Here is a 2,597-nt window from a genome sequence, read left to right on the forward strand (position 1 = left end):
TGCGCTCAACAATCCATCGTTTAGGTAACCGCTCAAAAGTTTTGGAAGTTCTCTTGATTACTTCCACCCTCACGCGATCGCCACAAACTTCCTTAACTGCACGGGCAAAATTATTACCAGAATAACCGAGATCTACCACTAGCACATCTAATTTCGACAGTTTATCCCTGGCTTCATTAAGTACTACGACGGATCCTAATCGTTCTGAGGCATTCGCAACAGTAACCAAAACACCAATTAATAATCCAAGGGAATCTACTACAATGTGACGCTTACGCCCCTTAACTTTCTTGCCACCGTCATGCGCCGTAGACAGAGCCCTTTTTTCGGTTGTTTTCACTGACATAGAATCAGCAATGGCAACAGTTGAGTCCAGGGCTATTTCATTCTAATTGCGCCCGTGATCTGCTAAGCAAGTCCTCTTCTATATAAGCCTTTTCTTGAGATGTCTGAGATTGCTATTGTTGAAGCGTTTGCGAATCTCCCCGATACTCGCGCCCTGAGCAGGACAACGCCATACTCAAGCTCTGTGTTTAGCCTTGTTTACCCTAGCGGTTGCGGCTGGAAATCGGGGCTTTCTGGCGATTGGAGACTGGTTGAAATCCTATCACGATGAATTAGTCGCACTGTTCGAGCCACCCAAACAGCGCTTACCGTCATATAGCACCATTCGACGAACGTTGCTCAGAATAGATGATCAGAAGTATTCGGCGTGCTTATCTCGTTTTTTTTACATTGAACCGAAAGCCAATGAAACCATCGCAACGGATGGCAAAGTGCTACGAGGCTCCTATGAAGCCATCAGTGATGACCCAAACAAAGACTCCCATCCAGCGATTATGCTGGTAAGCGCTTACATTGTAGAACGAGGGTTGATTCTCGAACCCTATGAGGTCGATTCAAAAACCAATGAAATCACAGCACTACCAGCCTTCATCAAACAGATGGCTCTCAAAGGCGTGGTGTTTGCCTTTGATGCCATCAGTACCCAAAAAAAACAGCTCAGGTAATCATTGCCACTTTCAATGATTACCTCGGAGCCCTCAAAAGCAACCAATCGAGATTACTCAGAGCGGTTCAAACGCGCTTTCGATCCCGAACAGAGTGTCCAACAGATCAATCTAGGACATGGCCGAATTGAAAAACGCACCGTCAGCTCTTAGTCATAAATTGGATTGTATACCTGCTTTCCCAGGGCTTATGACCTTAATTCGTGTGCACTCAGAACGCCAGGTTCATCGGGCAACCATCATTGAGGTCAGTCATGAAACTCGCTATTACGTTGCTTCTTTTATTGATATCATGTCCGTCTAATCACTTATAATAAAAGTGGAGAGTACAGCATCGAGGTAATGCCAAGACGAATTACCATCACCGAACACTCTTTGCATTGAGGAACTCCAACAGGGTTACCGCCAGGCCAAAAGTGCCATAGTTTGTCGGCAGTATCAGGTGATCTGGTTACTCGCTCAAGGAAAAAAAACAGAGGAAGTAGTCCAAATAACTGGCTACAGTAGAATCTGGATTTATGCATTAATCAAAAGATACAACCAATTGGGTGCTGAAGGATTAGGCGATTGGCCAAAAGCCACGCTACGCGAACGCAGAAAACAAAATCAAGGAGCCAAGCCATTAATAGGAGATTTCGAACAAGCACAGTTATGGCAAGTTTGGCAACGGACTTGCTCCAGATGGGGGATTTTGGAATGGTCGAAAAGTGGCAGACTGGTTAACATCTGTGACGGGCAAGTCCATCAGCAGACAAAGAGGATGGGATATACTACGACAAATGACTTAATGGTTGAGGGTTCCTTTACCTGCTCATACTAAAAGTGACTATGCATGAGCAACAAGCCTGGAAAAAAAACTAGCCGCCGACCTTGAGCAAATCAAAAGCACTTACCCGAATGCAGATGTGCAATTATGGTGTGAGGATGAACATCGCCTGGGACTCTTTCCCTGTGCTTCGACGCATTTATGTACCAGTTGGGGACTGGCCAATTGCCCATGTCAATTGGAGATTTGAGTGGTTATGGTTGTATGCTTTTGCACACCCATGTAGTGGAGAGACTAAGGCGTGGATTCTGCCTTATGTCAATACTGAGCTATTTAATCGGGTATGGGCTGAATTTGCTGCTGAATTTAATAATGGTGATGATAAACACATTGTTTTAGTTGTTGACCAAGCTGGATGGCATACCAGTAAGGGCGTAGAATTACCAGAGGGATTGCATTTAATATTTTTGCCTTCTCACTCACCACCAATTGCAACCAGCAGAAAGATTATGGACTCTGGTTGACGGCACAACAGCCAATCGCTCATTTGATCCTCGCGCAGCAGCTAGAAGTTGTTCTGTTTCAACGCTGCAAAACTTTACTCAAACAGCAAGATTTAATTCAAGGCTTGACAGGTTTTCATTGGTGGCGTCAAATTGATGCGTAAATTTTAACTAATTAACCGGACATGATATGATAGAGCAACCGAAATGCCGAGTTGGAGCGAGTCTTGAGTCTCCTGAAATCCATAGAGCGGTATCGGCAACTAAATTGACAACTAAATCTTAGCAAGTTAAAATATATTTGGTATTGGTTAAGTC

1 protein-coding gene and 2 pseudogenes are annotated in these 2,597 nt (G+C 44.4%); 2 read left to right on the forward strand and 1 reads right to left on the reverse strand.

Going from position 1 to position 2,597, the window contains the following annotated elements; genetic code table 11:
• The coding region (locus tag F6K53_RS36990; protein ID WP_293084530.1) for a transposase at positions 1 to 346 on the reverse strand (346 nt) is incomplete at its 3' end.
• A gap of 172 nt (positions 347 to 518) precedes the next feature.
• Here F6K53_RS36990 and F6K53_RS36995 point away from each other — a divergent pair.
• Positions 519 to 1,010: pseudogene (locus F6K53_RS36995) on the forward strand (ISAs1 family transposase); the annotation flags it as partial.
• A gap of 342 nt (positions 1,011 to 1,352) precedes the next feature.
• Positions 1,353 to 2,443 (forward strand): annotated as a pseudogene (locus F6K53_RS37000) (IS630 family transposase).
• Positions 2,444 to 2,597 lie beyond the last annotated feature (154 nt).

The organism is Moorena sp. SIO4A1, assembly GCF_010672065.1.
Taxonomy (GTDB): Bacteria; Cyanobacteriota; Cyanobacteriia; order Cyanobacteriales; family Coleofasciculaceae; genus Moorena.